This window comes from Rhodanobacter denitrificans, assembly GCF_003335105.1.
GTDB lineage: Bacteria > Pseudomonadota > Gammaproteobacteria > Xanthomonadales > Rhodanobacteraceae > Rhodanobacter > Rhodanobacter denitrificans_A.
This window is the reverse complement of record NZ_QFWQ01000002.1, coordinates 184,534-208,355: the sequence shown is the minus strand read 5'-3', so window position 1 is coordinate 208,355 and position 23,822 is coordinate 184,534. Positions and strand designations below refer to the sequence as shown.

Sequence of the window (23,822 nt, the reverse complement as noted above, 5' to 3'; positions counted from 1 at the left end):
CCGGATCGACCCGTGCGTGCATGAGTGAACCATCCCGCGAAGCGCGTGCCGATGCCCTGTTGAGTACCGGGCAGGATGAGCGTACCCATCGATTGAAGATCTTTCTCGGCGCCGCGCCCGGCGTCGGCAAGACTTACGCAATGCTGTCCGCCGCGCGCGAGCTGAAGCGGCAGGGCGTGGATGTGGTGGTGGGCCTGGTGGAGACACATGGCCGCGCCGAGACTGCGGCCTTGCTGGAGGGCATCGAAGTGTTGCCGCGTCGCCCGGTGCGTTACCACGATCGTGACGGCGGTACCCATGACCTCAGCGAGTTCGATCTCGATGCCGCGCTGGCACGCAAGCCGGCGGTGCTGCTGGTTGACGAACTGGCACACCGCAACCTGCCGGGCGGCCGCCACGAGCGGCGCTGGCAGGACATCGCCGAACTGCTCGATGCCGGCATCGAAGTGTATAGCGCGCTCAACGTGCAGCATCTGGAAAGCCTCAACGACCAGGTGCGGCGTATCACCGGCGTCGCCGTGCGCGAGACCGTGCCGGACGCCTTCCTCGACCGCGCGCGCGACATCGTGCTGATCGACCTGCCGCCACGCGAGCTGATCGGGCGGCTGAAGCAGGGCAAGGTGTACGTGCCGGAGACGGCTGCCGCCGCGCTCGACGCGTTCTTCTCGCCGACCAACCTGGCCGCCTTGCGCGAGCTGGCACTGGATACCATCGCCGGTCACGTGGAGAGCGACCTGCGCGAGCATATGCTGGCGCGTGGCAGCGCGATGACGGTGCGTCGCCGCGTGTTGGCGGCGATCGACGGTTACGGCCAGAGCGAGTATCTGGTTCGGGTGGCGAGGCGGATCGCCGAGCGTCGCGGTGCGCCGTGGAGTGTCGCCTATGTCGATACCGGTGCTCGCCTGGACCCCGCACGGCGCGAACAGCTGGATGCGGCGATGCGGCTGGCACGGCGGCTCGGCGGCGAGGCGATCATCCTGCGCGGCCACGCGGTCGCGGACGAGCTGATCGCGCATGCGGATCGCGAGGGCGTGGGCCAGATCATCCTGGGCCGTACCCGCGAGCGGGTGGTGGCGCGGATGCTGGGCCGCTCGCTGACCCAGCTGTTGCTGCGCCGCGGCGCACACCTGGAACTGACCATCATCGCCACGCCGAGCGAGCGGGCGAAAGCGCGCCGCCGCTCGCGTCTGCCGTCCGCGCACGGTTCGCGCAGCGAATACATCTACGCCACGCTCACTACGCTGATCGCGTTCGGGCTGGCCTTCGTGGCCGACCGTTACCTGTCGGTGGCGAACCTGTCGCTTATCTTCCTCACCGCGGTGCTGGTGGTAGCGGTTCGAACGCGTATGTCGGTAGCCGTCTATACGGCCATCTTTTGTTTCCTTGGATACAACTATTTCTTCGCGCCACCACGCTACACGCTCGAAATTTCCAGCTTCGACGACGTGCTGGGGGTGACGCTGTTCCTGGTGGCGGCATTGGTCTGCAGCCGTCTGGCCACGCGGCTGGCGAGCCAGGTGGAGTCATTGCGCGGCGCGCACGTGCAGGCGCGCGCATTGCTCACACTGGGCCAGCAACTGGCCACCAGCACCGACGCCAGTGGCATCCGCGATGTCGGCAGCAAGGCGCTGGCGCATGCGCTGCGTTGCGATGCGGCCATCCTCGCCCGCGATGCGGATCAGGTGCTGCGGGTGGTGGCGAACGTGCCAGCGGAGCGTGCGCTGTCGGCCCAGGATCTGGCCGCAGCCGACTGGAGCGACCGGCACGGCGAGCAGGCCGGTCGCTATACCGACACCTTGAACGCGGCACCGTACTGGATGCTGCCGCTGGGCGGCGAAAACCATCCGCTGGGTGCCGTGGCATTGCGCTTCGATCCGGCGTTTCGCGAACTTGATCCGGATCGCCGCAGCCTCGCGCTGGCGATGACCAAGGATATCGGCCAGGCGCTGGAACGCGCGCGGCTGTCCGACGAACTCGAAGGCGCGCGCGTGCAGGGCGAGACCGAGCGGCTGCGCAACGCGCTGCTGTCGTCGGTGTCGCACGACCTGCGCTCGCCGCTGGCCTCGATGATCGGTGCCGCCGGCACCCTGGTCAGCTACGAGCAGAAATTGCCGCCGGAAGAACGCCGCGACTTGCTGCAGGCGATCCTCGGCGAGGGTCAGCGGCTGGACCGCTACATCCAGAACCTGCTAGACATGACCCGGCTCGGCCACGGCACGTTGAAGCTCAATCGCGACTGGACCGACAGCGCCGAGATCGTCGCCGCGGCGGTGACGCGCCTGCGCAAGTTGTTCCCGGAGCTGCGTGTGGAGACGATGACGCCGGCGGAGACGGTTCTGCTCTACGTGCATCCGGCGCTGATCGAGCAGGCGCTGTTCAACATCCTGGAGAATGCCGCGCGTTTCTCGCCGCCGGGCGAAGCGGTGCGGGTGACCGTGCACCGCAGCAGCGAGAGCCTGCTGATCGACGTGATGGATCGCGGCCCCGGCATTCCGGAGGACGAGCGGGCGCGTATCTTCGACATGTTCTATTCGGTGTCGCGTGGCGACCGCGCGCCGCAAGGCACCGGGCTGGGCCTGGCGATCTGCCGCGGCATGATCGGCGCGCACGGTGGCAGCGTGGAGGCCTTGCCCGGCGACGGCATTGGCACCACCATCCGCATCAGCCTGCCGCTGCCGCCGCCGCCCGATGTCGAACAGTAACGCCAGACGCATGACGCCATCACCATGACCTCAGCCGCTCCACGCATCCTGGTGATCGACGACGAGCCGCAGATCCGCCGCTTTCTGGATATCGGCCTGCGCGCCGAGGGCTACGAGGTGCTGCTGGCGGCGACGGCGGCCGAGGGACTGGCGCTGGCCGCCATGCGTACGCCGGACCTGGTGATCCTCGATATCGGCCTGCCCGACATGGAGGGCCACGCGGTGCTGGCCGAGCTGCGCCAGTGGAGCCAGCTGCCGGTGCTGATGCTGTCGGTGCGCGATGCCGAGAGCGAGAAGGTGTGCGCGTTGGACCATGGCGCCAACGACTACATGACCAAACCATTCGGCATCCAGGAGCTGATGGCGCGGCTGCGCGCGCTGCTGCGCAACCGACCGGGCGAGCCGGAACGGCCACCGCGTTACGACGACGGCCGGCTGGTCGTCGATCTGGCGAGGCGTGAGGTGAGCCTGGACGGTGTGCCGCTGGCGCTCACGCGCAAGGAGTACGCCGTGCTGGCGCTGCTGCTGCACCATGCCGGCCGCGTGGTCACCCAGCAGCAGCTGCTGCGCGAAGTATGGGGCCCTACCCATGTCGGCGACAGCCAGTACCTGCGCATCGTGATCGGCAAGCTGCGGCAGAAGCTGGGCGAGGACCCGGCGAACCCGCGCTGGCTGAAGACCGAGCCGGGCGTGGGACACCGCTTCCTGGTGAACTGAGCGCTCCGGCGGGCCCGCCGTCCGGCGCCTGCGCCCCGGCACGGCCGCGGTCGACCCCGCATTCAGCCATTCTGCGGCTGGACTCGGCCTCGCTCGCGGTTATGATAGCTAGCCTGGATCCACCATTCCGGCCGCAACCCATCGCAGACTTGCGCCCGGCTCAACGAGGACATACCCATGGCACGTGGCGTCAACAAAGTCATCCTGATCGGCAACCTTGGTTCAGACCCGGAGCTGCGCAGCACCGGCAGCGGCATGAGCATCTGCAGCTTCAGCCTGGCCACCTCCGAGTCGTGGACCGACAAGCAGTCCGGCGAGAAGCAGGAGCGTACCGAGTGGCACCGGATCAAGATCTTCGGCCGGCTGGGCGAAATCGCCAACGAGTATCTGAAGAAGGGGCGCCAGGTTTACATCGAGGGATCCATTCGCACCGACAAGTTCACCGGCAAGGATGGTGTGGAAAAGTACTTCACCGACATCATCGCCAGCGAGATGCAGATGCTCGGCGGCGGCAGCGAGGGTGGGGCGGGTGGTGGCGGTTTCCAGCGCGAGCGCCCGCAGGGCGGCCAGCGCCAGGGTAGCGGCGGCAGCGCCGGCGGTGGCCAGTCGCGCGGTGGCGATTACGGCAACCAGTCGCGCCCCTCGTCACCAGCACCGGCCGACAACGGCTTCGCGGATGACGAGATTCCGTTCTAGACAATACAAGTTTGGAGGTGTTGATTCAGATTTGAAAAGCCCTTGCTCTTGCAAGGGCTTTTTTCTTTTTCCCGGCATCGAAAGTTGAAAGCGCTGATCTGAAATGCTAAACGTCCCGGAACAGTAGGGAGCGAGTACGCGTCGTGTATCAGATCACCGTTCGTGTTCCTGCAAGCGGCGAGCAAGTTCGCTTGCTTCTGGACTCCAACGCACAGCCGCTGTTCCATCCGGCTTTGTTCATCACGACTAGAGTTGCTGGGCCGGGACAGTCGTTCAATACGATCATCAGCTAGAGGAGATCACGGCGATTCGCCTCAGCCAATCCCCTCCCAAACCAATCGGTCTTTCCCTTGATATCAAAATCTTGATTCTCCCAGCATTTTGTCCTTTTTACTGACTCGAGAACTTTGAAGGACGCTGGCTTAGTCTTGTCCACCCATCGCTTACTTTTGAGCTCCCCGACACTTTCCACGGCAATCACGAAAAAGCGGATCGCATAATTGTCCAAGATGAGATCAAAGGACGACTCCGGTGGGGTCTTGCTGTTAAACGGTATGTCCTCGCCGCCAATGAGCGTCTCTTCCTTGAACTCTCGCAATGCCGCCTCCCACGCTGTTTCATTCGGCTCGACCGTCCCGCCGGGCAAATGCAGCCCTTCTCGGTCTGTTTGACTCTCATCGATCTTGCCTCCCCGGCCCGCGAGGATCGAGGTTGCATCTTTGATGATTGTGTAGGCTTTATTGGGTTTTGGCTTTTTTGGTTCGTCCATCACACTGCTCCTGGGTGGTATCCGTTTTCGTGCTGCCTGGAATGCAGCGATTTCCGCGCGACCTGGGCGATGCGCCCGAAGCGGCTCCCAGGACGGCTGATTCAGTTGCTCGGCTACCAGACAGCATGCGCATTCCCGCGTGCTGTCTGGTAAACATCGACTACACCCTCAACCCGCGTCGCGTTGCAGTTCTTCGCGATAGTTCTGCAGGTCATAGATTTTCGCGCTGGCGCGCTTCTCGCGTTCCTTCGCGATACCTTCAAGGCGTCCGCCCGCCTCGTCCAGGAAGCTTTTCAGCTTTTCCCCGGTAAGGTACTTGGCGTCGAGATCGACCATGCGGGTGCGTCCATCCTTGAATGCGTCCAGGAACATTCCGGACACGCTGAGAACGGCATGCCAATTGGCCGCTTGCTTGACGAAGAAGATATCCGTGCTCTTCACCAGGCTGCGCAGTTCATTCGAACGCAGCTTCTTGGTCTCGGTGGCTTCGAACCTGGCCAACTGCCGGTTGGCGTCGTTGGAGACCTCTCCCATGAAGTTGGCGAACGACCTGAAGAAAAATGCTATCTCCCGGACAATCTCCTGCATCCGCTTCAGGGATCCGATACTGAGATCAAGGGACCTGACTGCGAGCTGCAACTTTTCGTCCTCAGTCTGCTGCCCTTCGAGTAGAACCTTGATACGGACCAGTTCCGCGGCCTGAGTACGCCGCTCCGTCTCGTACTTCTCGGCCTTGTCCAGCATCTGCATCTGCATCTCGCGAAGACTGGCTGCCTGATCGCGGTTCTGTTCAGACAACTGCTTGAATTCCTGCTTCGCCTTGTCGAGGCCTTCCTGCAGCTTCGTGACCGCGTCATTGAGCTGTGCAAGCTTCAGCTTCTGCGCGTCGAGCCGTTCCTGGCGTTCGCCTATGCGCTCTTCGTACGCTTTCTTGGCGGTTTCATCGTCGTCGGGTTTGGGCTTTGCCTTCAGCTCCGTGATTTCCTTATCCAGATTGTCGACGTCCTCCTGTACCTTTTTCTGTTCCGCCAGCTTGTCGGCCAACTCCGTCTTGGCCTGCGCCTCATTTTGGTCTGGATTCTTCGGCTTTGGCTTCGCCCCGGCGGCACCCTGCGTGGCGGAGCCGATGAGCCCAGAGGAGGCCAACAGGGCTACCGGCGGCACGATGGCAGCAACGATCGATGCGGCTGCGCCGATGATCGACAGGACAAAGGAGCGCTCCTCCGCGGTTGAAGCCCGGTTTTCGAACTCCTTGGCCTTGTCTTCGAATTTCTTCACCTCGCGGCCCAGCTCGTCGACAAGCGACTCGAGCTTCGCGCGTTGCGCATTGTGCTGGTTGATTTCACGCTGCAGTTCGTCGCGTTCCTTGATGTAGGCGCCGAGTGCAACCTGGCTGTCGTCGGTCGCTTTCTGGGTATTTTCGATGATCGAGTCGTATTCGGCAGCGCAACCCAGCAGCCGCTTTTCCACCTCGCCCGCCTTTTCCGCGATTTCGCCGGCAAGGCTCATCAAGTCGCTCTTGACGAAATCGCGAAGTTCCTGGATCTGCTCGGGTGTTCCTTCGCCGTTCACGAGCGGCTGACGGATATCCAGCCACGTCGGGAATGCGTCATTCAAGACATTGTTGATCTCGCGCGCCCTGCGAAGAGCGAAGCTCATCGTGTCAATGCTTTTCTCCTGGGCCTTGATGAGCTTTTCGATGATGCTGCTGATCTTGACGCGTATCCCTGCCTCCCTTTGAGGGGTGGCGCAGTAGGCGATGTAGAGCAGATCTACGGCATTGTCCGTATCGCGCTTGGCGTTGGCGGCATCGTAGGAATCCAGGATGCGCACGACGCACCGGGCGACTACGGAATCACTGGAGCTTGGGAGCGTAAACGGGGTTCTCGCAAGCAGCGTTGAAACATCGGCATCGATGTCGGAAGCCAGCTTTTCCTGATTGCTTTGAAACGGCACAGTGGACATCAGACTCTCCTGGTAATGGGGTATGGTCGGGCTTCAGTACGCACGTCGACTGCGCTCAGTTTTTCGCGCAGGCGTGCTGGGCGCTCTCGGGCAGGGCAGGTCCGGCTGATTTCATCAACTGGCAAGCCTGGCCGATTTCCGCAACAAGCTGGTCCCTCAGACGCGCCAGCCGGCGTTCGATCACGTCGGGACGCTGCGAAGGTGGGAGTGCGTTGAATTCGTCCAGCTGGGCGGTGAAGCTGCCAAGCGCTTCGTGGTGCGCTTGTGACGTCTTTCGATATGTCCCCAACGCCGCCTGCAGTGCGATCAGCCGGTTCCCAAGCTCATCGATGGCACGCTTTGTTCGAACCTGGTTGGACGCGAGGACTTTCTGATCTTGCTGCAGCCGATGGAGCCTGGAACGAGCGAGGACGTACTCATTGTTGACTTGCATCCACCGCCTGGTGGCGTCAACCAGCTGGCTGTCGAGGCTGGCAAGCTTGCCGCCGAGATCCGCAAACAAGCAGTAAAGCTGTGCAACTGGGATATAGCAGGTGATTGACTCTTTCCTCTTCTTCTCGATTTCCCTTTCAATGCTCTGGCGCTGCCCTTCAATTTTTTCCCGCTGAGCTTGCGCGTCCGACACCACGCTTTCCCTGCTCCGGATATCGGCTTCCACTTCATTCATCTTCGTGCTGATCGACGCCTCCTGGTCCATCCACCTGCCGAGGTCGATCTGCAGCCGGTTGCTTTCAGAACGTGCTTTTGATTCCTGCTGCTCCATCAGCGCGACGCGTTTGCCCAGTTCCTGCTCAATGGCCAACGCATTCCTGTGCAGGGCGCTGTCCTGCGACTGGGAGGCATCCGGCGCTGGAGCAGCGTCCAGCCCCGCAGCATTAAGCGGTTGCATGGCCATGGCGAGCGAGAGGAAAAGGGATGCAATGCTTCCCGATACGAATCGGGAAATCGTCGATTTCATGTGTCTTCTCTCTTGATGTCAGGGGATCGAAATCCCCGCCGGTTGCGGCGGGGCGCTTTACGGGCCCACCCGTGGGCGAATCAGCGCGTGCCGGCGCTGCAGCAATAGGCAAGCAGGAAGGTGTTGCAGGCGGCCCCACCCGAGGGGACCAATGCACGGATGTCCTGATTCAGCTTCGCCATCACGGCGGTGACGGGATCGGGACCCGTGGGCACCTGGTTGTTGAAGTCGTGCACTACGAGAGTGACTGGATGGTTGTCGGCCGTATGCGGCGAGACCAGCCGCCGATCCTCCTGGGCAAAGCGCTCGTCACGCGTTGCCACCGCACCGACCTTACCCGCGCAATAGCCATGGGTGCCGGACATGATGTGGATGCTATGGCCGGCGCCATTCAGCTGGCCTGCAATCTGTTTGACCGCCGCCGCGACGTGCTGCACGGTGATCGAACCATGGAATCCCCAGATGCCCACTTTGTTCGGACCCTGGGACGCGATGTTTTCAAGACTTGGCATGATGTACCCCTGTGTTCGAGATGACCTGTCGATCGGTAGGCCGCTGGCAACTGCGGCAAGAAAATCTTTCTCCGTTGCGACCCGTCCTTCGATGGCCGACCGTCTCAATTCCTGACTTCGCGTCTCTGCGGTGAGCGCGCACTCCGCGTCTCCCCCGGCGTGTGCCCGTAGAGTCGTTTGAACCGCCTGTGGAAATGGCTTAAACACTCGAAGCCGTGATCGAGGGCGATGGAACTGATCGGGATCCGCGGAGCGGCGGTAGCCAAGTCGGTATGTATCTGCTCAAGGCGCAGTCGCTGGATGTAGTCGGCGACGGTTATCCCTTTTGACTGGAAGGCCCGGTACAGCGTGGCTCTCGAACAGCGCAGCTGCTGCGCGATGCCGGCCGGAGACAGCTTCGAATCGCGATGGGCTCCGGCTATCCAGGTGCAGGCTCGGCTGAACACATCCTCGAGCAGCAGTGCCCGACCCGGGTGCGGCCCGGTGCAGGGATGATCACTAGAGTTGGACTCGCAGTTCTGTGATGATGATGCAGGGATGTCAGGGGAAATCGGCATATGCGCCTCGGCGGTATCAACGGCGGGCGGTCCACCCGCCCTGTGAGCGAGAGGCACGGTGACTCTCGCTCAGGGTTTTGTGCTCCTGGCGCCGGGCATATACCTTCCGGAATCCTTACGGATCGCACCTCGTTGATTCGTCGTGGAAATGTTCCTGATGCCGGCTCTCCGGCACGCAGGGGCCGCACGACCTTCCAATGAGTGTTGCCACCCGGTCACCGCGCTTTCGCCTCGGCGAGTGGCTGGTCGTGCCACAGGAATGCCGTCTCTACGGCACGGGCGGAAGTCGAACCATCGAGCCCAAGCTGATGGATGTGCTCGCGTTTCTGTGTGAGCGGGCCACCGAGGTGGTCAGCGCTGAAGAACTGCTGATCGCCCTCTGGGGCGGTGTGTTCTACGGCGACAATCCCGTGCACAAGAGCATCGCCCAACTGCGCCGAGCACTTGGGGATAGCGCGACCGAGCCGCACTACATCGCCACCATTCGCAAACGCGGCTATCGCATCGTTTCCGAAGTGCTTTTCATGCAGAACTACGCGCCGGTGCCTGCATCCGTCGCGATGTGGACAAAAGGCAGTCCATATCCCGGTCTCGCCGCGTTCGACGCTGACCGCCAGGCCGTGTTCTACGGCCGCAGCCAAGCCCAGGCTGCCGTGCTGTCGCGATTGCAATCCCGGCTCGCCGAGAAGCGGGGATTCGTAGTGATTCTCGGCCCGAGCGGTTCGGGGAAAACCTCCCTCCTGCAGGCGGGCGTCATTCCCCTGCTGACCCAGGCGCACGGATTCAGCGGTACGCATGTGCTTTCCGTGGCACGAATCGAGCCGACCCACATCGTCGCGGATCCTTGCGCGACTCTGGCTGCAGCGATGCTTCAGTGGCGCGCCGGCAATGAGCCGCTGTTCCACGAGACAGAAAAAGCGTGGCTCGCCACCTCACTGGCGGAAGATATCCAATGCCTGCTTGCCAGCATGGAAGACCGCCTCCAGCGTCGAGCCGGGTTTCGTGCATCGGAAGACCAAGCGCCGATCTTTCTACTGGTGCTGGATCAGATGGAGCGCGCGTTCACGCAGCAAGGCGACACCATCTCGGCCCTGGATGAGTTTTTCACCAAGATATCGGACTTGCTGGCGACGGGTCGCGTGGCAATGCTGACTACCTGTCGCAACGACTTCTACCCGAATCTCGTGCACATCCCGGCCCTGGTGGAACTGAAAGCGGAAGACGGGCAGTTCGACCTTGCCCCGCTGTCACCAGGAGAGGTCGCCCAGATCATCCGCATTCCGGCGCAAGCGGCAGGCCTGTGCTTCGAGCAAGACCGGGAAACGGACCTGCGCCTCGACGACATGCTCCGCGACGCCGCTGCGTCGAGTTCGCAGTCGCTCCCTCTGCTACAGCACACGTTGTCGGTGCTGTATGAGAAGCGCACGACATCCGGCATGCTCACTTTCACGGCCTACCGGGAGATTGGCGGTCTCGCGGGATCACTCGCCCAGCATGCGGAAAACGCCTTCGCGCAGCTTGCCGAAGCCTCGCAGCGCTGCCTGCCTGAACTCCTGCGCAAGATGGTTTCCATCGATGAGGATGACCGCTCCCCGGTCAGCCAGCCCGTCCCGTCGTCGCAGATCGACGACCCGAATGCCGATATTCTGGTACGCAAGTTCGTGGATGAGCGCCTCTTCGCCAGCACTCTTGTTGGCGACATAGCCGCCATCGCCGTGGCCCACGAGTCTTTGCTTGGTCATTGGCCTCGCATCCAGCAATGGATCGAGGAGAATCAGCGCCTGCTGATCGTGCGTGCCCGCGTGGCTCAAGCGCAACGACGCTGGAGCAGTGAGAACGAAAGCCGCGACTTTCTGCTTCCAGCGGGCCATCAGCTTCATGACGCCTTGCAGGTGGCGTTGCATTCGAAGCTCTCGCTGGCAGTCGATCAGCGTCGTTTCATAGAGCGTTCCCTTCGTCGGGCGAATCGCCAACGCTATGCACGTAACGTCGCGTTCAGCGCCATCGTTCTTCTTGGGCTGGCCACGGGTGTCGCCGGCATCGTTGCAATGATTCAACGCCGCGCTGCCGTTGAGCAACGCCTGCAAGCCGAATCCCTTGTTGGCTTCATGCTCGGCAAGCTCACCGACAGCCTGCGCCCGATCGGCAAGCTCGACGTGTTGGACAGCGTAGGAAACGAGGCGATGAGATATCTCGCCTCCGTGCCTCAAGAATCCTCCGACCTGCCCGTAGAGTTGCTGCGTGCGCGCGCATACCGGCAAATCGGCGAAATCCGCCTTGCGAGAGGAGACAATCGGGGCGCCGCCGAATCGTTTGGGCGCGCTGCGGACTTGTCACAATCAATAGTGCAGGCGCACCCAAATAATGTGGATGCGTGGTTCGACTACGGCAATGCCGTCTTCTGGATCGGGCAACTCGCTTACAACAGATCCGACTTCGCCGGCGCATCCTGGAATTTCGGGCGCTACCTTCGGGCGGCTACCGAACAGGTCAAGCTCCGACCGGACGATGAAAGATCCCTGATTGAATTGTCCTACGCACACAGCAATCTTGCCGTACTGAATTTCCGGCTTGGCCGCTACAAGCAGGCGCTGGCCGGATTCAACGCATCCCTGGAACTGAAGCGACACGTCCATTCCGTGAACACAGGGAATCTCGGCATCCTGATGGACATCGGGAACACTCTGACGTGGCTTGGCAACGTGGACGAGGCGCAGGGCGATCTCTCCGGCGCAGAGCATCGCCATGAACAAGCGCTTCAGGTGATGGAGGACATATGCCGCGCGAATCCGGAAAACCAGCAATACCGTTACAAGCTGGCGATCGCGCGCATGCACGTGGCCAGTGTCGCACTGGACCGCGGAGAAGTTGATATATCAGCGACCGAATACAGAAATGCCTATGAAGAGCTTCTCTCATTGCGGCAGATTGATCCGAAGAACGCCGAATGGCGCCGCGAATCGATCACCGCCGGCCTCGAATTTGGACTGGTAGAGTCCTTCCGCGGCCGGAGACAGGAGGCAAGAGATCTCGTGACCGCCAACGCCAAGGCGGTCGCCGACCTGGCGAGGGGGAACCCGGCAGCCCCGGAAAGCATCCTCCTGCACGCGCTTGCTTTGACTCAGCAGTTGCGCATTGGCAGCAGCCCGGTATCCGAGACCTCTCTGTCCGGGGAAATCAGCGCACTGCGCCATTTGCTCGAGAAGACGCCTGCCAATCTCTCGGCACGTAACTGGTTGGCCGAGATGTTGCTCCTTCGCGCTTCGTGCGGCCACTGTGATTCGGCACCAGGTGCCAGCAGCTATGCGAACGAGGCAATCGCCATCTTGAGCAAGCTCGACCGCTCCAGCTCAAAGGCAAGATTCTACGGTCAGCAGGTAAAAGCATACCTGTTGGCTGGCGACAAAACCGAAGCCCTGGAAATCATTGGAAAGCTCTCGAGCTTTGGTTATCTTCACCCCGCTTATATTCAATTGTTGCGTTCCTTCCGACTGGAGCAAACCGATGGGCAAAGCAAAGACCGCCAAGAGCAAAAATAAGAGCAACAAGCCATTGGAGTATCAGTTGACCGTGGTACGTGTCGGTTTCGGTGGCAACTCTGGAAATGGCAAGTACTTTTACACCTACTCTCACGATCCCATCCACCTGGTGGGCATGAAAAAGGGCCTGAAGATGCACTTCAGCCTGTCATCTGATACGCCCGCTGATTTCAAGATATGCCAGGGTGTCGGGACAGGCTTCGCCTGGGATCAAATCATCGACCCGCAAGTCAGCAAGGATGGCCGATCGGTCAAATTCACCAACAAGAACGATAAACATTGCTCGTTCAACATCGGCATCATTGTCCATGATCCGATAAACAGCGAATTTATCGTTTGCGACCCGGAAGTCGTCAACGTCCCTGACCCACAGCCCGCGGCGTATTGAGCAGCAATCCGATCCGTACGGAATGCCGTTCTGGACTGTTGCCGGTTTCACAGACATCGGCTCCATGTCGAGCTTTGGGGCGGCTGGGCATCATGCTCAGGTGTCAAGAAGCGTTCTAGCGATTGCCTGCGGCTTCGTTGGCGGGTTTCAGCAAAAAGCCCCCGAGCAATCGGGGGCTTTTTATTGCGTTGGCGATATTTCGATCGGCGTATTCAGGGTGAGGCTGACGTCACCCGCCAGACGGCATCGCCGACATCGTCCGCGATCAACAGAGCGCCGTCCTTGTCCTGCGCCAACCCGACCGGTGCACCGTACAGCTGCGATTCGTCGTCCGAGTAAAAGCCGGTGACGAGCGGTTCAGGCACACCGGTCGGCTTGCCGTCCACGAACGCGACATGGACGACGGCGTAACCGCTCAGTGGCGAGCGGTCCCAGCTGCCATGCTCGCTGACGAAGGCACCGTTGTGATACTTCTCCGGCAGCGCGTTGTTGTCGGAGAACAGCAGCCCGAGCGCGGCGACATGCGACCCCAGCGCGTAATCGGGCTTGATCGCCTTCGCCACCAGGTCCGGTCGCTGCGGCATGACGCGGCTGTCCACGTGCTGGCCGAAATAGCTGTATGGCCAGCCGTAGAAACCGCCCGGCTGGACGGAGGTCAGGTAATCGGGCACCAGGTCCGCGCCGATCTCGTCGCGTTCATTGACGATCGCCCAGAGCTTGCCCGTATGCGGCTCGATCTGCAGCCCTGTCGGATTGCGCAGGCCCGAGGCGTAGATCCTGCTGCCGGCGGTGGCCACGTCCACCTCGAGTACATTCGCGCGCCGGTATTCCTGGTCGATGCCGTTCTCGGTGATGTTGCTGTTGGAGCCGACCCCGACATACAGCTTGCTGCCGTCCGGGCTGGCCACCAGTGCCTTGGTCCAGTGGTGGTTGATCGTGGCCGGCAAGTCGGTGAACTCCACCCCGGGCGCCGTGATCTGCGTTTCGCCCGTGACGTACGGGAACTTCACGATCGCGTCGGTGTTGGCCACGTACAGGGTGTCGCCAATCAGCTGTACCCCGAACGGCGAGTGCAGGTGCTGGATGAAAACGTGCTTCTCCCATTCACCGCCGGCGTTGCCGTTCCTGCGCAGCAGGGTGATCCGGTTGCCGCCTTTCGCACCCTTGCCCGAGAGGTTCTTGATCTTGTTGGCGATCAACTGTTTTGGCGTGGTCACCGGCTCGGAGCCGGGGCCGTTGGATTCCACCACCAGGATGTCGCCGTTGGGGAGGGTGTAAAGCTGGCGCGGGTGCATCAGTCCGCTGGCGATCTTCTCGATCCTGAGCCCCGCCGCCACCTTGGGCGCCTGGCCCTGCTTCCAGCCGGCATAGCGGGGAACCTGCATCGGCGGGACCAGGAAGTTGCGGGCGCCGGGCAGCGGCGGAGCATTACCCGACTGCTGCGCGGGCTGATACGACGCCTTTCCGCTGCATCCTCCCATAATCATTCCGAAGACCAATACCAGCGCACTGCGAAGGACGATCTTATTCATGGACGTACTCCTCCGCTGCAGAGCGTTGCACGGCCATCACGAGGTGGGCGATGGCCAGCAGGACGACCGTGCATGCCGAGAGCCAGACGCCGGCGGGAACCACCGCGTAGGCATCGCGGCTGTGCACGAACGCATTGAAGATCGCCGCGACAATGGCGAACAGGTTGAGCCAGAAGTCCAGCCTGTCGGCGCGTCGGGCGATGTGCCGGGAAGTGATCCAGACCTGTGCGAGGTTGACGAAGCGCGGGATCACAGCGAGCAGCAGGCCGAACACGATCAGCCACGCGGCGCCCTTGTTCCACAGCACGCCTGCGGTCCGGACGTAGGTGATGTCGAAAATCAGCGCGGCGACAAAGAAGCCGAATGGGAGGGGATTGAGCAGGCCATAGACGGCGTTGGCCAGGGTGGAACGATGCGGTACGACGAGAGAGTTCACGGGCAGCTCCTCTGCGGGAAGGATGCTATGGACGGCCAAGAACGATCTGCACGGGAGCCGGTGGGAGAGCGGCCGTCGGGCATTCTGCTGGTTTCCCCGCCCCACCCCCAACGCTTCCGGCAACACCGGAAATCGTAGCCGGCCGACCGCCATATTGGGCGTAACGGCGTGACGCGTTCGTGACATGCCTTGGCCGTCGGAGCTTCGTGACACACTGGCGGCATGTGCCCGCGTGTCTTCGACTGTTCCACCCCGGCCTTCGTCGCGTCGGCTTCGCCCGGAGGTGGCTCCGCGCCCGGTGGCGGTTTGTTCGGCCGTGTCCGCGCTGGTGGAGCTGGAGTGCGTTGGCCGGTCGTCGCGGTCCTGCTTTGCCTGGGACTCGCCCAGCAACGGCTTGCCGCCCAGGAGCCTGTGCCGGCGAGGGTTGATCCCGCCCGTTCGGCGCCCACGTCGTTGCCCGCAGTGCAGGTCCATGCCGTTCGCCTGGACATTCCCCCTTTCGATCTTCCCGCCGCGCTCAGCGTGGTGCAGGTGGCGCCGGCCGCGGCGGGCCAGCCGGGCGTGAATCTTTCCGAGGCGCTGGTCGGCGTGCCGGGCATCCTCGCGCGTGACCGGCAGAACTATGCGCAGGACGCGCAGATCTCGATACGCGGCTTCGGCTCGCGCGCGACGTTCGGCGTGCGCAGCATCCGCCTGTATGTCGACGGCATCCCGGCGACGTTGCCGGATGGGCAGGGCCAGGTCTCGCACTTCAATCTCGATTCGGCCGATCGGGTGGAAGTACTGCGTGGCCCGTTCTCGGTGCTCTACGGCAATGCTGCCGGCGGCGTGGTGCAGTTGTGGAGCGCGGAGGGTACGCCGACGCCGGTGACCACCCTGGGCATGAACGCCGGCAGCAACGACGCGTTCCGATACAGTGTCGACACGCGCGGCACCCTGGGGCCGGTCGACTACAACATCGCCGGATCGGAATTTCTTTCCGGGGGCTATCGGCCGCACAGCCGGGTGCGTCGCGAATCGGACAATGCCAGGTTCGGCATGGACCTGGGCGACGGGAAGAAACTCACCATCGTGGCGAATCGCCTGAATCAGCCGATATCCCAGGATGCGCTCGGGCTCACCCGCGAGCAGGTCGATGCCGATCCGCGACAGGTCGCCTCGGCGGCCACCCAGTACAACACCCGCAAGAGCATCCTGCAGAATCAGCTTGGCGCCATCTACGAGCAGCGGCTGGACAGCGGGGATCAATGGCGCGCGATGGGCTACTTCGGCCAGCGCAGCATCCTGCAATACCAGTCGATTCCGGTGGGTGTCGAGCGCAGTCCGCTTTCGCCGGGCGGCGTGGTGGCGCTGGATACCGACTATGGCGGCCTCGACACGCGCTGGACCCATACCGGCCAGTTGGCCGGCCGCGATGTCGAATTCGTGCTGGGCGCAAGCATCGACGGGCAACGGCAGCACCGCCGTGGCTACAACAACTTCATCGGCAACACGCTCGGGGTGATCGGCGCACTGCGACGAAACGAGGACGACAACGTCGACAGTGTCGATGAGTACGCGCAGTGGTACTGGCACTTCGCCGAACAGTGGTCGCTGCTGCTCGGCGCACGGCATGACGACGTGCGCTTCAGCGCACGCGATTTGCACATCACGGCGATCAATCCGGACGACAGCGGCGGCGTGAGCTACGCCGCCACCACGCCGGTGGCCGGGCTGGAATTCCGGCCCGGCCACGATCTGCGGTTCTATATCAGCTACGGCAAGGGTTTCGAAACGCCGAGCTTCAACGAACTCGGCTACCGCAGCGATGGATTGCCTGGCCTGGCCTTCAACCTGCGGCCGGCACTCAGTCGCCATCTGGAATTGGGCGCGAAGTGGCAGATCACGCGTGCGCTGGAGTTCGATGCCGCGGCGTTCGGTTCGGATACGCGTGACGAACTGGCGGTCAGGACGAGCGAGAGCGGCCGGTCCACCTACCAGAACGTAGGCGACACGCGGCGCCAGGGCGTCGAGTTCTCGTTGACCGGCCAACTGGCGGACAGCTGGCAGGTCAGCGCCGGTTTCACCCATCTGCAGGCGCGCTTCCGCAGTGCGTTCCTCGCCTGTCGCAGCACACCGTGCACGATGGTCACCATGCCGGTGGCAGCGGGCACCCGGATCCCGGGCGTGCCCGAAAACTACGGTTCGCTGCGAATCCAGCACGGCAGCGATCTCGGCTGGCACGAAAGCCTGGACCTGACGGGCGTGGGTTCGGTCACCGTCAACGACACCGCCACCCAGCAGGCTGCCGGTTACGGCCTGATTGGCATGGATGCCAGCTACACCTTCGCGCTGGCTGCAAGCACGCGACTGCAGCTCAGCGCCCGCGTGGACAATCTGGGCAACCGCCGCTACATCGGCTCGGTGATCGTCAACGACAGCAATGGGCGCTATTTCGAGCCGGGCCCGGGCCGTACCTGGATGCTGGGCGCACGGCTGGTTTTCTAGCGCGGCAGGTCTACCATCGACATCTTGACGCGTGTCGGTTGGCAGGACCAGGAGATGAACGAATCCGGTTCGACTCCCGCGGTGGCGATTACCCACGCCGCGCGCGTGGTCTATCCAGGTAGCGGGATCAGCAAGGGCGACGTGGCCGCGTATTACGCCGCGGTGGCGCGCTGGATGCTGCCGGAGCTGGCGAACCGGCCGCTGTCGCTGCTGCGTTGCCCGGACGGGGTGGGTGCGGGCTGCTTTTTTCAGAAGCATCACGCGAACGCGCTGGGAGAGCATGTGCAGGCGATCTCGCTGCGCGAGAAGGATGGCGTCGTCGATGACTACCTGTACGTGCGCGACCTAGCCGGCGTGCTCGATCTGGTGCAGATGAATACGCTGGAGTTCCATCCGTGGGGCGCGCAGGTGGACCGGCCCGATGCCCCTGATCGCCTGGTGTTCGATCTCGATCCGGCGCCGGGCGTGCCGTGGCCGGCGGTGGTGCTGGCGGCGCGCAGGATCCGTGCACGGCTGCGGGAAACCGGCTTGCAGGGCTTCGTGCGCACCAGCGGCGGCAAGGGCCTGCACGTGGTGGTGCCGTTCCGCCGCGGGCCGGACTGGGAGGCGGCGAAGCGTTTCTGCGAGGCGCTTGCGGAGGCGATGGCGGCGCGGTATCCGCAGGATTACATCGCCACTGCGAGCAAGGCCCGGCGCAAGGGCCGCATCTTCATCGACTGGCTGCGTAACACCCGCGGCGCCACCAGCGTGTGCAACTGGTCGCTGCGGGCCCGCGCCGGCGCGCCGGTGGCGATGCCGTTGCGCTGGGAGGAACTGGCGCGGGTGGAGAGTGGTGCGGCGTTCGACATGCGCAAGGCGCTGAGGCGGGCGGCGGCGTTGAAGCGCGATCCGTGGGAGGGCGTGGCCACGTTACGGCAATCATTGCCGAAGCCGTAGGCGAGCTCCCCCTGCCTCGCAGCTTTAGCAGGGCGGGCACTGTCCGCCGGCTTTGCCTTGGGCCTCGACGAAGAGCGGCGGGCGGTGCCCGCCCTGCGAAACTTCTCTGCAGCTTGCGAGAGACGAGGATGTTCTACTTCACCTGCAGCGTGTTGTTCGCGCGCTGCGCGTCCGGCAGCACATGCGCCGGGTCGATGGTAGCCGAGACCACCTTGCGCGTGCCCGCCACGCGCACCACGTAGCTGCGGTGCTCCTGCCAGGTTTCCACCGGCACGCGGATGTCCTGCTTGCTGCCGTCGTCGTAGACCACCTGCAGCGTGGCCGGCAGCACCAGCCGGTCGAGATTGGCCACGGTGACTTCGGCGCCGTGGCTCCAGTTGCCGTCGATCGGTGCGACTTTCTGCACCGCCATGTCGAACGTCCAATTGTGCTGGTACCAGCCGCGCCAGAACCAGCCGAGGTCCTCGCCGGTCTCGTTTTCCATGAAGCGGAAGAAGTCCGAGGGGCTGGGGTGCTTGTACGCCCAGGTGGCGATGTAGCGGCGGAACGCGGGGTCGAAGCGCTCCGGCCCGATGATCTGCTCGCGCAGCAGTACCAGGCCGAACGCGCCCTTGAAGTAGCTGATCGGGTGGCGGTACTTCTCCGGCGTCATGTCGGCGCCGTTGAGCAGGGTGGGCGCAGTGGGGTCGGCGAGCACCGCGGCGATCTCGTCGGCAGGGTTGCCCTTGCCTGGCGCGTATTCGCTGTCGCGCTTGGGCGCATACTCGCCGTGGTTGAAGGCGTCCGCCTCGTAGACGTCGATGAAGGTGTTGAAGCCTTCGTCCATCCAGGCGTCGCGGCGCTCGTTGCTGCCCACGATCATCGGGAACCAGCTGTGCCCGATCTCGTGCGCGATCACCATATGCAGAATCCTGCCCTTGGCCAGCTTGTGGTCGAAGGTGATGCCGGGATACTCCATGCCGCCGACGGTGCCGGCTTCGTTGATCGCCACCGGCCACGGGTACGGATACCACTGCTTCGAGAAGTATTCGGTCGACGCCTTGAGGTATTCGGTGGCGCGGCCCCAGGCGTCGTTGCCGCCGCTTTCGGCGGGGTAGACCGACATCGCCAGCGCGGTCCTGCCCTCGGGCAGGTTGATCCGCGCGGCGTCCCAAACGAACGCCTTCGAGGCGCCGAACGCCACGTCGCGGGTGTTCTGCATGCGGAAGTGCCAGGTCAGCGTGCCCGGCTTTTTTGGATCACGGGGCTGCGGACGGCTGGACGGCTGGGTGACTTCCTCCGCGGTGCGGATCATCACGGTGGCGTCGCTGTGGCGGGCCTGCTCCAGCCGCTGCTGCTCGGTCTTCGTCAGCACCTCGCCGGGGTTCACCAGCTCGCCGGAGCCGGCCACGATCATGTCCCACGGCACGGTGATTGCGTAGTCGAAATCGCCGTATTCGAGATAGAACTCGCTGTTGAGGTAGGGCGCGGTGTCCCACCCGCGCAGGTCGTCGTAGACGGCCATGCGCGGGTACCACTGCGCGATCTCGAAGATCTCGCCGTTCTTGCTGGGGTTGACGTCGGTGCGGCCGCCGAACTCGCCGGGCAGGGTGTAGCTCCAGGCAACGTGCAGGCGCAGGCTGCCGCCGTTGCCCTTCAGCGCCGCGGGCAGCTGCACCTGCATGCGCGTGTCGGAAACCACCCATTTCACCGGTTGCCTGCCACCGTGCGCATCTTCCACTTCCACCGCAGCGATCCGGTAGCCGTCGGTGAACTCGGTGGGGAACTTGCTGGTGAACGCGCCGCGGGCATCGCGGCGGTAGCGGTTCTGGTCGAGCTGCAGCCACAGCACGTCGAGCGCGTCGGGGCTGTGGTTGGTATAGCTGATCACCTCGCTGCCGCTGAGCCGGCGCGTGGCCGGATCGAGCGTGGCCTCGATCCTGTAGTCGGCGCGGTTCTGCCAGAACAGCGGACCGGGTTTGCCGCTGGCGGACCGATAGGCCGTGGCTGGCTGCGGGTAGCTGTACGGCGCGAAGGTCTGCAACGGATCGTAGCGCGAGGCCGCGTCGTCGGCGAACGCGGGTGCCGCCAGCAACATGGTGGTCGTGATGGCGAGGAACAGCGCGGGCTTCTTCATGCGATGCCTTGGGAAAGGTGGCGGATCACGGGCGGCCACCGGCGCGCAGCAGCGCCAGCACTTCGTGGCAGGCGCCCATGGTGTGGTAGTCGGTCTTGCCGGCCGGACTTTTCGCGTCGCTGAGCTTGCGGTTGTCGCGGGTGAGGATGCGATACCAGGCACCGTAGCGGTGGTCGACGAAATGCTGCCAGGCGTAAGCCCACAGCCTGCCGTACCAGTCGTCATACCTGGCCAGGCCGGTGCGCGCATGCAGCAGCGCGGCGGCGGCCAGCGATTCGGCCTGCACCCAGAAGTACTTGTCGTCGTCGCAGACGCTGCCGTCCGGCGCGAAGCCGTAGCAGAGACCGCCGTAATCGTCGTCCCAGGCGCGCGCCAGCGCGGTGTCGAACAGGTGCATCGCGGTGGGCAGCAGCCAGTTTTCCTCGCGGCCGCGCTCCAGCAGCAGCGGTTCCAGGATCAGCAGCAGCTTGGCCCACTCGGTCTGGTGGCCCGGCTGGAAGCCCCATGGGCGGAACAGGTGCTTCGGGTCGTCGCGGTGGTAGTCCCAGTCGATGCGCCAGCCGGCGTCGTAGTGTTCCCACACCAGCCCGCCGCCCTGGGCCGCCTGGCGGCGGGTCATATGGTCGGCGAGGGTGAGCGCCCGTTCCAGGTAGCGCGGCTCGTCGCTGGCCTGGTACGCGGCCAGCATCGCCTCGCACATGTGCATGTTCGCGTTCTGCCCGCGGTAGCCGCTGAACTGCCAGTTTGCGTCCGCCTCGTCGCGGTACAGCCCGGCGTCGGCGTCCCAGAAACGCTGCTCCAGCAGGTCCCAGGTTTCGTCCATCCAGGCGGCGGCCTCGCCGATGCCGGCCTTCACCGCGCTGGCGTAGGCGAGCAGCACGAAGGCCACGCCGTAGGCATGGTTGGTGCGATCTTCCGGCTGCTCGTCGCGGATCGTCCAGGCATAGCCGCCGGTATACGGGTCGCGATGCACCTCGCGCAGGTAGCGCAGTCCATGGCGCGCCGCTTCGAGATAATCCGCACGGTCGAATTCGATCGCCGCCATCGCGTAGTTGAAGACGAAGCGGGTACTGCTGACCAGGTGCCGGTGGCTGCGGTCGTAGATCGTGCCGTCGTCCCTGAAATAGTGGAAGAAGCCGCCTGCCGGGTCGATCGCGCGGGGATGGTAGAACGCCATCGTCTGGGCAATGTGCTCGCGCAGGAAGGTCGGCGAGCGGAAGTCGGGGGTGGTGTTCATGCCTGGTGCTCCATGAAAGCGAGTACCTCGTCGCCACGCGGCATCGCGGCGAACGAGCCCTGGCGGGTCACGGTGAGTGCGCCGCAGGCGGCGGCGAAGCGGAGCATGGCGTGCAGGCGCGGCAGGGCGGCGACCAGGCGGTCGAGCCGGTCGGGGGCGGCTTCCAGCTCGGCCAGGCAGCACAGCAGGCCGCCCACGAAGGCGTCGCCGGCGGCGGTGCTGTCGACCACCGCGACCGGATAACACGGCAGCTCGCCTTCCGCCTCGGGATGGAACCAGCGCAGCGGCTGCGCGCCGTCGGTCACCACCACCAGCCGTGTACGCCCCAGCCACAGCCGGTCCAGCGCGACCTGTTCCCCGTCGACTGCCAGCCAGGCGAACTCCTCGGCGCTCAGCTTCACCACGTCGGCCAGATGCAGCGCCGGCCACAGCAACGGGCGTGGATCGGCATCGGCTGGCCACAACGCCGGCCGCAGGTTGACGTCGAAGCTGACCAGCGCGCCGGCACCGTGCGCGCGCTGCATGCCTTCGCGGGTGGTCGTGGCCAGCGCCGGGTCGGTCATGCTGTTGGAGCAGACGTGGAACACGGCGAGGTCGCGGAACGCCTCCGCGCGAAAGTCGGCCGGCCGGAAGCGCAGGTCCGCCGTGTCGTTGCGGTAGAAGCTGAAGCTGCGTTCGCCGTGGGCATCCAGCGTGACAAACGCGAGCGCGCTGTTCGCCGCGTCGGTGCGCACCACGTCGTCGGTGCCGACGCCGGCCTGCTGCAGGCTGTCGAGCAGGAAGTCGCCGAAGCGGTCGCATGCGAGCATGCCGGCAAAGCGTGCCTGCCCGCCCAGCCGCGCCGCGGCCACTGCCACGTTGGCCGGCGCACCGCCGGCGAACGGCACGAAGCGGGCGGCAAAGCCGCGCGTGTCGAGACCGTCGGCGTGCAGGTCGATCAGCGCCTCGCCGAAGCACAGGATGGATCGCATGGCCATGCTCAGCGGCTTCCGCCGGCATCCGGCGCCGGGGCGCTGCGGATGCGCGAACCGCGCAGGCCATAGAACACGATGTACAGGTAGCACAGCAGCGGCAGGAAGAACGCATGCTGCAGGCCGATCCGGTCGGCGAACACGCCCTGCACGAACGGCACGATCGCACCGCCCACGATGGCCATGATCAGCAGGCTGGAGGCCTTGCTGGTCATCGGGCCCAGCCGCTCGATGCCGAGTGCGAAGATGGTGGGGAACATGATCGAGTTGAACAGGCCGATCGCGATGATGCTGTACATCGCCAGCGCACCACTGCTCGACATGGTGGTCAGCACCAGCAGTGCGTTGATCGCGGCGAACGCGGCCAGCAGCTTGCGCGGCGAGAACTTCGCCATCAGCGCCGAGCCGACGAAGCGGCCGATCATCGCGCCGCCCCAGTACCATGAGACGTAGCCGGCGGCCTGCTGCTCGCTCAGGTGCCCGATCTCGGGCATCGACAGGTAGTTGACCATGAAGCTGCCGATCGACACTTCCGCGCCGACGTAGAAGAAGATGCCGAGCACGCCGAACAGCACGTGCGGATGGCGAAGAACCTCGGCGAAGCCGTGGCGCGCATGATCACCCTTGTCGGTGGCCTCGCTCAGCGCCGGCAGGCGGAACAGCCACACGAACACCGCCAACAGGAACAGCACCACGGCCAGGCCGATGTACGGTCCCTGCACCGCCTGCGCCTGCTGGGTGTCGTAGAGCAGGCGTTGCGCCGGTTCCAGCGCAGCCAGTTCGCCCGGGCTTTTCACCACATTGGACAGGATCAGCAGGCCGCCGAACCATGGCGCCAGGAAGGTGCCGAACGAGTTCAGCGCCTGCGCCAGGGTCAGCCGGCTGGAGCTGGTGCGCTCCGGGCCAAGCAGGGCCACGTAGGGATTGGCCGCCACCTGCAGCACGGTGATGCCGGTGGCCAGCACGAACAGCGCGCCGAGGAAGGCCGGGTACAGATGCAGCCCCGCGGCCGGCCAGAAGCCCAGCGCGCCGACGCTGGCGATCGCCAGCCCGGCCACGATGCCCTTCTTGTAGCCCAGTGCGGCGACCAGCCGGCCGGCCGGCAGCGCCATCAGGAAGTACGCGCCGAAGAAGGTGAACTGCACCAGCATCACCTGCGCGTAGCTGAGCTGGAAGATCGACTTCAGGTGCGGGATCAGGATGTCGTTGAGGCAGGTCAGGAAGCCCCACATGAAGAAAATGACGGAGAGCACGCCCATCGCCATCGGGAAGTCGGTGTAGTGCTCGCCGCGTGCGGGGGTGCC

The 23,822-nt window shown here is 64.1% G+C and carries 17 protein-coding genes and 1 pseudogene; 7 read left to right on the top strand and 11 right to left on the bottom strand.

Annotated features, from left to right (window positions below; genetic code table 11):
- Nucleotides 1–20: 20 nt before the first annotated feature.
- The 3 genes from DEO45_RS01820 (at nt 21) to ssb (ending at nt 4,115) form a co-directional block, all read left to right on the top strand.
- Entirely contained in the window at nt 21–2,702 is a 2,682-nt protein-coding gene (locus tag DEO45_RS01820; RefSeq protein ID WP_114340622.1) for a sensor histidine kinase, read from the top strand.
- Nucleotides 2,703–2,726: 24 nt separating this feature from the next.
- Nucleotides 2,727–3,419, top strand: coding sequence for a response regulator (locus DEO45_RS01815; RefSeq protein WP_114340621.1), 693 nt, complete (start codon nt 2,727–2,729; stop codon nt 3,417–3,419).
- Between the two features lie 177 nt (nt 3,420–3,596).
- Nucleotides 3,597–4,115, top strand: coding sequence for a single-stranded DNA-binding protein (ssb, locus tag DEO45_RS01810; RefSeq protein ID WP_114340620.1), 519 nt, complete (start codon nt 3,597–3,599; stop codon nt 4,113–4,115).
- A gap of 289 nt (nt 4,116–4,404) precedes the next feature.
- On the opposite strand, the gene DEO45_RS01805 is transcribed toward ssb, so the two are convergent.
- The 5 genes from DEO45_RS01805 to DEO45_RS16820 form a co-directional block, all read right to left on the bottom strand.
- Entirely contained in the window at nt 4,405–4,884 is a 480-nt protein-coding gene (locus tag DEO45_RS01805; protein ID WP_114340619.1) for an NUDIX domain-containing protein, read from the bottom strand.
- 168 nt (nt 4,885–5,052) lie between these two features.
- A complete protein-coding gene (locus DEO45_RS01800; RefSeq protein WP_147269665.1) occupies nt 5,053–6,849 on the bottom strand; it encodes a tyrosyl-tRNA deacylase in 1,797 nt (598 codons plus the stop codon).
- Nucleotides 6,850–6,904: 55 nt separating this feature from the next.
- A complete protein-coding gene (locus tag DEO45_RS01795) occupies nt 6,905–7,807 on the bottom strand; it encodes a hypothetical protein (protein ID WP_147269664.1) in 903 nt (300 codons plus the stop codon).
- An 80-nt stretch (nt 7,808–7,887) separates the two neighbouring features.
- Nucleotides 7,888–8,319: a hypothetical protein gene (locus DEO45_RS01790; protein ID WP_114340616.1), complete on the bottom strand. Its 432-nt coding sequence runs from the start codon at nt 8,317–8,319 to the stop codon at nt 7,888–7,890.
- A gap of 104 nt (nt 8,320–8,423) precedes the next feature.
- Nucleotides 8,424–8,876, bottom strand: coding sequence for a helix-turn-helix transcriptional regulator (locus DEO45_RS16820; RefSeq protein WP_114340615.1), 453 nt, complete (start codon nt 8,874–8,876; stop codon nt 8,424–8,426).
- A 197-nt stretch (nt 8,877–9,073) separates the two neighbouring features.
- Between DEO45_RS16820 and DEO45_RS01780 the strand changes: the two genes are divergently transcribed.
- Both DEO45_RS01780 and DEO45_RS16420 read left to right on the top strand, forming a co-directional pair.
- Complete coding sequence (locus DEO45_RS01780; protein ID WP_114340614.1) at nt 9,074–12,415, top strand: winged helix-turn-helix domain-containing protein; 3,342 nt, start codon at nt 9,074–9,076, stop codon at nt 12,413–12,415.
- Complete coding sequence (locus tag DEO45_RS16420) at nt 12,381–12,803, top strand: hypothetical protein (protein ID WP_147269663.1); 423 nt, start codon at nt 12,381–12,383, stop codon at nt 12,801–12,803. Before DEO45_RS01780 ends, DEO45_RS16420 begins: the two co-directional genes overlap by 35 nt.
- 212 nt (nt 12,804–13,015) lie before the next feature.
- Here the strand turns inward: DEO45_RS16420 and DEO45_RS01770 are convergent, their stop codons facing one another.
- Together DEO45_RS01770 and DEO45_RS01765 are read right to left on the bottom strand one after the other, a co-directional pair.
- Complete coding sequence (locus DEO45_RS01770; protein WP_189339652.1) at nt 13,016–14,335, bottom strand: PQQ-dependent sugar dehydrogenase; 1,320 nt, start codon at nt 14,333–14,335, stop codon at nt 13,016–13,018.
- Nucleotides 14,328–14,771: a hypothetical protein gene (locus tag DEO45_RS01765; protein WP_114340611.1), complete on the bottom strand. Its 444-nt coding sequence runs from the start codon at nt 14,769–14,771 to the stop codon at nt 14,328–14,330. Before DEO45_RS01765 ends, DEO45_RS01770 begins: the two co-directional genes overlap by 8 nt.
- A gap of 363 nt (nt 14,772–15,134) precedes the next feature.
- Between DEO45_RS01765 and DEO45_RS01760 the strand changes: the two genes are divergently transcribed.
- Entirely contained in the window at nt 15,135–17,258 is a 2,124-nt protein-coding gene (locus DEO45_RS01760) for a TonB-dependent receptor family protein (protein ID WP_428992417.1), read from the top strand.
- A gap of 81 nt (nt 17,259–17,339) precedes the next feature.
- Nucleotides 17,340–18,194 (top strand): annotated as a pseudogene (gene ligD / locus DEO45_RS01755) (non-homologous end-joining DNA ligase); the annotation flags it as partial.
- A gap of 133 nt (nt 18,195–18,327) precedes the next feature.
- Here the strand turns inward: ligD and DEO45_RS01750 are convergent.
- From DEO45_RS01750 to DEO45_RS01735, 4 genes are read right to left on the bottom strand one after another with little or no spacing between them, the layout of a single operon-like run.
- On the bottom strand, nt 18,328–20,310 hold the full coding sequence (locus tag DEO45_RS01750; protein ID WP_114340609.1) for a M1 family aminopeptidase: 1,983 nt from the start codon (nt 20,308–20,310) through the stop codon (nt 18,328–18,330).
- Nucleotides 20,311–20,335: 25 nt separating this feature from the next.
- On the bottom strand, nt 20,336–21,547 hold the full coding sequence (locus DEO45_RS01745) for an AGE family epimerase/isomerase (protein WP_114340608.1): 1,212 nt from the start codon (nt 21,545–21,547) through the stop codon (nt 20,336–20,338).
- Nucleotides 21,544–22,524: a carbohydrate kinase family protein gene (locus tag DEO45_RS01740; RefSeq protein WP_114340607.1), complete on the bottom strand. Its 981-nt coding sequence runs from the start codon at nt 22,522–22,524 to the stop codon at nt 21,544–21,546. Before DEO45_RS01740 ends, DEO45_RS01745 begins: the two co-directional genes overlap by 4 nt.
- A 2-nt stretch (nt 22,525–22,526) precedes the next feature.
- Complete coding sequence (locus tag DEO45_RS01735; protein ID WP_189339660.1) at nt 22,527–23,783, bottom strand: sugar MFS transporter; 1,257 nt, start codon at nt 23,781–23,783, stop codon at nt 22,527–22,529.
- Nucleotides 23,784–23,822: the final 39 nt, after the last annotated feature.

Bases quoted from the DNA above. Each gene is read 5' to 3' on its own strand.
- DEO45_RS01820 (WP_114340622.1), top strand. From the start codon at position 21: ATGAGTGAACCATCCCGCGAAGCGCGTGCCGATGCCCTGTTGAGTACC.
- DEO45_RS01815 (WP_114340621.1), top strand. From the start codon at position 2,727: ATGACCTCAGCCGCTCCACGCATCCTGGTGATCGACGACGAGCCGCAG.
- ssb (WP_114340620.1), top strand. From the start codon at position 3,597: ATGGCACGTGGCGTCAACAAAGTCATCCTGATCGGCAACCTTGGTTCA.
- DEO45_RS01805 (WP_114340619.1), bottom strand. From the start codon at position 4,884: ATGGACGAACCAAAAAAGCCAAAACCCAATAAAGCCTACACAATCATC.
- DEO45_RS01800 (WP_147269665.1), bottom strand. From the start codon at position 6,849: ATGTCCACTGTGCCGTTTCAAAGCAATCAGGAAAAGCTGGCTTCCGAC.
- DEO45_RS01795 (WP_147269664.1), bottom strand. From the start codon at position 7,807: ATGAAATCGACGATTTCCCGATTCGTATCGGGAAGCATTGCATCCCTT.
- DEO45_RS01790 (WP_114340616.1), bottom strand. From the start codon at position 8,319: ATGCCAAGTCTTGAAAACATCGCGTCCCAGGGTCCGAACAAAGTGGGC.
- DEO45_RS16820 (WP_114340615.1), bottom strand. From the start codon at position 8,876: ATGCCGATTTCCCCTGACATCCCTGCATCATCATCACAGAACTGCGAG.
- DEO45_RS01780 (WP_114340614.1), top strand. From the start codon at position 9,074: ATGAGTGTTGCCACCCGGTCACCGCGCTTTCGCCTCGGCGAGTGGCTG.
- DEO45_RS16420 (WP_147269663.1), top strand. From the start codon at position 12,381: ATGGGCAAAGCAAAGACCGCCAAGAGCAAAAATAAGAGCAACAAGCCA.
- DEO45_RS01770 (WP_189339652.1), bottom strand. From the start codon at position 14,335: ATGAATAAGATCGTCCTTCGCAGTGCGCTGGTATTGGTCTTCGGAATG.
- DEO45_RS01750 (WP_114340609.1), bottom strand. From the start codon at position 20,310: ATGAAGAAGCCCGCGCTGTTCCTCGCCATCACGACCACCATGTTGCTG.
- DEO45_RS01745 (WP_114340608.1), bottom strand. From the start codon at position 21,547: ATGAACACCACCCCCGACTTCCGCTCGCCGACCTTCCTGCGCGAGCAC.
- DEO45_RS01740 (WP_114340607.1), bottom strand. From the start codon at position 22,524: ATGGCCATGCGATCCATCCTGTGCTTCGGCGAGGCGCTGATCGACCTG.
- DEO45_RS01735 (WP_189339660.1), bottom strand. From the start codon at position 23,783: ATGGCGATGGGCGTGCTCTCCGTCATTTTCTTCATGTGGGGCTTCCTG.